Source organism: Streptomyces tricolor (assembly GCF_002155905.1).
Classification (GTDB): domain Bacteria; phylum Actinomycetota; class Actinomycetes; order Streptomycetales; family Streptomycetaceae; genus Streptomyces; species Streptomyces tricolor.
In genome coordinates this window covers 1-6,313 of the sequence record NZ_MUMF01000491.1, presented here as the reverse complement: position 1 = coordinate 6,313, position 6,313 = coordinate 1, and the positions used below count along the sequence as shown (strand labels likewise).

Here is a 6,313-nt window from a genome sequence, read left to right as displayed (position 1 = left end):
GCGGCTGGTCGCCGGCGACCGGCAGCGCGCCGAGGACGTCGTACAGGAAACGCTCATCCGTGCCTGGAAGAACGCCGGTCAGCTCAATCGGGCGACCGGTTCGGTACGCCCCTGGCTGGTGACGGTCGCGCGCCGCATCGTCATCGACGGCCACCGCAGCCGGCAGGCCCGGCCGCAGGAGGTCGATCCGTCGCCGCTGGAGGTCATCCCCGCGGAGGACGAGATCGACAAGGCGCTGTGGCTGATGACGCTGTCGGACGCGCTCGACGACCTGACCCCGGCCCACCGGGAGGTGCTCGTCGAGACGTACTTCAAGGGGCGTACCGTCAATGAGGCGGCCGAGACGCTGGGCATACCGAGCGGAACAGTCCGTTCCCGGGTGTTCTACGCCCTGCGGTCGATGAAGCTGGCTCTGGAGGAGCGGGGGGTGACGGCGTGATGAGCAACGGGTACGGGGGAGTGCAGGGATTCGGACCGGGTGGTCCGGGTATGTCTGGGCCCATGAACCCCAGTCAGGGATCTTCGGTGCCGAGCGAGCACGAGACCGTCGGCGCCTACGCCCTCGGGATTCTCGACGACGCCGAGGCAACCGCTTTCGAGGCCCACCTCGCCGGCTGCGAGTGGTGCGCCCAGCAGCTGGACGAGCTGGCCGGGATGGAGCCGATGCTGGCCGCGCTCGCGGACCTGCCGGGCTCCGGCAGCACACCCGCGATCGGCGAGTCGCTGTCCGCCAGGCCCAGCCCGCGGCTGGTGGAGAAGCTGGTGGACGAGGTCTCCGAACGGCGCGCCCAGAAGCGCCGGCGGAGCTTCTACATGATCGCCGCGGCTGCCGCGCTGATCATCGCCGGCCCGCTCGCCGCGGTGGCGGTCAGCGGCGGCTCGGACGACGGCGGGCAGGTCACCGCCACGCCGGCCCAGTCCACCTTCCGCACCATGTCCGAGAAGAAGTCCGCCACGGACCCGTCGACCCACGTCAGCGCGACCGTCGGCATGACGCAGAAGGACTGGGGCACGCAGGCCGTCCTGGAGCTGAAGAACGTCAAGGGGCCGCTGAAGTGCTCCCTGGTGCTCGTCGCGAAGAACGGGCAGCGCGTGACCATGTCGTCGTGGTCGGTGCCGAACTGGGGGTACGGCGTCCCGGACGCCCGGACCGAGCGGGCCAAGCAGCCGCTGTACATCGGCGGGGCCGCGGCCTTCCAGCCCCATGAGATCGATCACTTCGAGGTGGTGACGTTCGAGGGCAAGAAGCTGGTGCAGGTCGACGCGTGACGCCCTGCGGGGCTCGGGGACCGGTCCGGGGGCTGCGCCCCCGGGCCCCGCCCGATTCCGGGGGCGTGCCCAGCCGTGGTCGGGTGCGGCGCGTGGTGGGTTGCTCGCGCCCACGCGGCGGAGCCGCACATCGATACGGCCCCGCGCCCCTGGTTCCACGCACCGTCCGCCCGCAGGGCACTCCGCGTATCTCCCGTAGCCTCCCCCGCCCCCCTTCGCGTACGGTTGACGGCTGCCCAGCACGTCAGAAGGGGGCCCGGTGGCCGCTCAGGTTCAGCAGTCCGCGGTCGGCTCGGTACACGACGCACACGATTCCGTCCGTGACCGAGAGATCAGCGTCGAACAGGAACACCTGGACCGGGTGTACCGGCGGCTGGAGGAGAAGATCCACGAGGCCGAGTTCCTGATGCAGGACGCGGCCCGGCGCGGCCAGGTCGGCACGCCCGGCGCGCTCGCCGAGCGGGACGCGCAGGTCTTCCGGGCCGGCATCCACCTGAACCGGCTGAACAACGAGTTCGAGGACTTCCTCTTCGGACGGATCGACCTGCTGCTGGGCAAGGACGGGAAGAAGGGGCCCGACGGGGCCTACACGGCGGTCGAGCCGGCCGAGGGCGCCGTGCGGGACGACAACACCGCCGACATCGCCGAGACCCTGCACATCGGCCGGATCGGCGTCCTCGACGAGGACTACTCCCCGCTGGTCATCGACTGGCGGGCGCCCGCCGCCGCGCCCTTCTACCGGGCCACGCCCGTGGAGCCGGGCCGGGTGGTGCGGCGCCGGGTCATCCGGTCCAAGGGGCGCCGGGTGCTCGGGGTCGAGGACGACCTGATGCGCCCGGAGCTGACCGCCTTCCTCGACGGCCGTGAGCTGCCCGTCATCGGCGACGGCGCCCTGATGGCCGCCCTCGGCCAGGCCCGCAGCCACACCATGCGGGACATCGTCTCGTCCATCCAGGCCGAGCAGGACCTGGTGATCCGCGCTCCCGCCGCCTCCATCACCTATGTGGAGGGCGGCCCGGGGACGGGGAAGACGGCCGTCGCGCTGCACCGCGCCGCCTACCTGCTCTACCAGGACCGCAGACGCTACGCGGGCGGCATCCTCATCGTCTCGCCCACCCCGCTGCTCGTCGCCTACACCGAGGGCGTGCTGCCCTCGCTCGGCGAGGAGGGCCAGGTCGCGATCCGCGCGATCGGCTCCCTGGTCGACGGCGCCGAGGCCACGTTGTACGACTCCCCGTCCGTGGCCCGCGCCAAGGGCTCGTACCGGATGCTGAAGGTGCTGCGCAAGGCCGCCCGGGGCGCCCTGGAGCTGGGCCCGGTGCACCGCGGGACGGCGGACGAGGACGGCCGGCCGGCGCCCTTCGACGGGGCCCCGAGCCGCCTCCGCGTCGTCGCCTTCGGGCGCCGCCTCGAACTGGAGGCCGATGAGCTGGAACGTATCCGCCGTACCGCGCTCGGCGGCACCGCGCCCGTCAACCTGCTCCGCCCGCGCGCCCGCAAGCTGCTGCTGGACGCCCTGTGGGCGAAGTCCGGCGCCGCCGCCCGGCACACCGACCCGGAGCTGGCCGCCGAGCTGCGCTCGTCCTTCGACGAGGACGTCACGAGCGAGGACTCCTTCCTCGGCTTCCTCGACGCCTGGTGGCCCGAGCTGACCCCGAAGGCCGTGCTCGCCGCGATGGCCGACGAGAAGCGGCTGGGCCGCTGGGCCCGGCGGATCCTCAACCCCGGCGAGGTCCGCAAGGTCGCCCGCTCGCTCCGGCGCGAGGGCTTCTCCGTGCACGACATCGCCATGCTGGACGAGCTCCAGGCGATCCTCGGCGCGCCCGCCCGGCCGCGCAAGAAGCGCGAACTCGACCCGCTGGACCAGCTCACCGGCCTGGAGGAGCTGATGCCGGTGCGCGAGGAGACGCAGCGGGAGCGGGCCGAGCGCCTCGCGCAGGAGCGCACCGAGTACGCGCACGTCATCGTGGACGAGGCGCAGGACCTCACGCCGATGCAGTGGCGCATGGTGGGCCGCCGCGGCCGGCACGCCACCTGGACGGTCGTGGGCGATCCGGCGCAGTCCTCCTGGTCCGACCCGGACGAGGCGGCCGAGGCCCGCGACGAGGCCCTGGGCACCCGGCCCCGGCGGCGCTTCCAGCTCACCGTGAACTACCGCAACCCGGCCGAGATCGCCGAGCTGGCCGCGAAGGTGCTGGCGCTGGCCATGCCCGGCTCCGAGGCCCCGTCGGCCGTACGGTCCACCGGGGTCGAGCCGCGCTTCGCCGTCGTACGCGACTCCCTGGAGCGGACCGTGCGCGCCGAGGCCGAGCGGCTGCTGGACCTGGTGGAGGGCACGGTCGGCGTGGTCGTCGCGATGAACCGGCGCGAGGAGGCCCGGCGCTGGCTGGCCGGGCTCGGCGACCGGGTGGTGGCCCTGGGCAGCCTGGAGGCCAAGGGCCTGGAGTACGACGCGACGGTGGTCGTCTCGCCCGCGGAGATCGCCGACGAGTCGCCGGCCGGGCTGCGCGTGCTCTACGTGGCGCTGACCCGGGCGACCCAGCAGCTGACGGTGGTGTCGGGGGAGCGGGACGAGCCGGACGCGGCGGGCGTGCCGGACCTGCTCCGGGACTGAACCGCCCGTACGGGAATGGCCTTACGGGATCCGTTTGTTAGCCTGGGTGTGGCACCGGCCCGATCCAAGCCCCCGGGCCCAACCTTCGTCCCTCAGAGGGACCACTTGCCGCGAGGCGAGCATGGCGGGTCGGTGTCATGAACGTCAGGGACCCACGTCACGACAGTGACGTGGGTCTCTTTCTTTGCATGGTCATTTCTCGTATGGTGGAAGTGGTTTTCCGAAACCGCGCACCGCTCATGAACACAACGTCCGCAATCCGGGGCGACTACCACGTACTCCGCGGTAGGTGCGACGATCGGACGGCACAACTCGCGACACGGTGAAAGCAGAGGAAGTCGGCCATGGCAACGGCGCCCAGCGTCTCCTACTCGATGACGATCCGGCTGGAGGTGCCCGCGAGCGGAACCGCCGTCTCGCAGCTCACCACCGCCGTGGAGTCCTCCGGAGGCTCGGTGACCGGCCTCGACGTCACCGCGTCCGGCCACGAGAAGCTCCGTATCGACGTCACCATCGCGGCCACCTCCACGGCCCACGCCGAGGAGATCGTCGAGAAGCTGCGCGGCATCGAGGGCGTCACGCTGGGCAAGGTCTCGGACCGTACGTTCCTGATGCACCTCGGCGGCAAGATCGAGATGGCGTCCAAGCACCCCATCCGCAACCGTGACGACCTCTCCATGGTCTACACGCCCGGTGTGGCCCGCGTCTGCATGGCCATCGCCGAGAACCCCGAGGACGCCCGCCGCCTCACCATCAAGCGCAACTCCGTTGCGGTCGTGACGGACGGCTCCGCCGTGCTCGGCCTCGGCAACATCGGCCCCAAGGCCGCGCTGCCCGTCATGGAGGGCAAGGCGGCCCTCTTCAAGCGCTTCGCCGGCATCGACGCCTGGCCGATCTGCCTGGACACCCAGGACAGCGACGCCATCGTGGAGATCGTCAAGGCGATCGCCCCCGGCTTCGCCGGCATCAACCTGGAGGACATCTCCGCGCCGCGCTGCTTCGAGATCGAGGCCCGGCTGCGCGAGGCCCTCGACATCCCCGTCTTCCACGACGACCAGCACGGCACCGCCATCGTCGTGCTCGCCGCCCTCACCAACGCCCTGCGCGTCACCGAGAAGGCGATCGAGAACATCCGGGTCGTCATGTCCGGCGCCGGCGCGGCCGGCACGGCCATCCTCAAGCTGCTGCTGGCGGCCGGCGTGAAGAACGCCGTCGTCGCCGACATCCACGGAGTCGTCCACGCCGGCCGCGAGGACCTGGTGAACGCCCCCGCCGACTCGCCGCTGCGCTGGATCGCCGACAACACCAACCCCGAGGGCCTGACCGGCACCCTGAAGGAGGCCGTGCGCGGCGCCGACGTCTTCATCGGCGTCTCCGCCCCGAACGTCCTGGACGGCACCGACGTGGCCGCCATGGCCGAGGGTGCCATCGTGTTCGCGCTCGCGAACCCGGACCCCGAGGTCGAGCCGGCCATCGCCCGGCAGACGGCCGCCGTCGTGGCCACCGGCCGCTCCGACTTCCCGAACCAGATCAACAACGTGCTGGTCTTCCCGGGCGTCTTCCGCGGCCTGCTGGACGCCCAGTCCCGCACGGTCAACACCGAGATGATGCTCGCCGCCGCGAAGGCCCTCGCCGACGTGGTGACCGAGGACGAGCTGAACCCGAACTACATCATCCCCAGCGTCTTCAACGACAAGGTCGCGGGCGCGGTCGCCGGAGCGGTCCGGGAGGCCGCCAAGGCGGCCGGCGCGACGGCCTGAGCACGGCGTGTCGTAATGTGCAGGGGGCTGTGAGCATCACCACGGCAGCCCCCCGCACCGGCGCGTCGTGGAACCGCCAGATGCCGGGCGCGCTCTAGGGTGACGGCTGAGCGGGCGCTTTTCGTGTGACTCCCCAGGGTGTTCTCACGACTCCTACGGGTGCCGGATTGGCTTTCCCGCCGCAGGTAGGGGCAGGATGCGTCCCTGGGCGCGAGCGCATCGGCATCGCAGTGCCTCGGGCGGCTCCGCCGCGTGGCACACCCCAACGGCAAGAAAAACACGGGAGTAACAACATGAACCGCAGTGAGCTGGTGGCCGCGCTGGCCGACCGCGCCGAGGTGACCCGCAAGGACGCCGACGCCGTGCTGGCCGCGTTCGCCGAGACCGTCGGCGAGATCGTCGCCAAGGGCGACGAGAAGGTCACCATCCCCGGCTTCCTGACCTTCGAGCGCACCCACCGTGCCGCTCGCACCGCGCGCAACCCGCAGACCGGCGAGCCCATCAACATCCCGGCCGGCTTCAGCGTGAAGGTCACCGCGGGCAGCAAGCTCAAGGAAGCCGCCAAGGGCAAGTAAGCGCAAGCGCTCCGCTTAGAGCGCCGGCCCACTGAAGCGCCGTTCGACTGGAGCGCCGTGGGTGGCTGCGGGACCGTTGTGGCTGGTCGCGCAGT

General features: G+C 71.6%; 5 protein-coding genes. All 5 read left to right on the top strand.

Going from position 1 to position 6,313, the window contains the following annotated elements:
- Positions 1-439, top strand: a 439-nt coding sequence (locus tag CCN44_RS30955; RefSeq protein WP_086701292.1) for a sigma-70 family RNA polymerase sigma factor, incomplete at its 5' end; no start/stop codon positions are given.
- 62 nt (positions 440-501) lie between these two features.
- A complete protein-coding gene (locus tag CCN44_RS30950) occupies positions 502-1,269 on the top strand; it encodes an anti-sigma factor family protein (RefSeq protein WP_189397187.1) in 768 nt (255 codons plus the stop codon).
- Positions 1,270-1,528: 259 nt separating this feature from the next.
- A complete protein-coding gene (locus CCN44_RS30945; protein ID WP_059249817.1) occupies positions 1,529-3,883 on the top strand; it encodes a HelD family protein in 2,355 nt (784 codons plus the stop codon).
- 344 nt (positions 3,884-4,227) lie between these two features.
- Complete coding sequence (locus CCN44_RS30940) at positions 4,228-5,643, top strand: NAD-dependent malic enzyme (protein WP_059249816.1); 1,416 nt, start codon at positions 4,228-4,230, stop codon at positions 5,641-5,643.
- Positions 5,644-5,936: 293 nt separating this feature from the next.
- Positions 5,937-6,218, top strand: coding sequence for an HU family DNA-binding protein (locus CCN44_RS30935; RefSeq protein ID WP_014673024.1), 282 nt, complete (start codon positions 5,937-5,939; stop codon positions 6,216-6,218).
- The last annotated feature ends 95 nt before the right edge of the window (positions 6,219-6,313 follow it).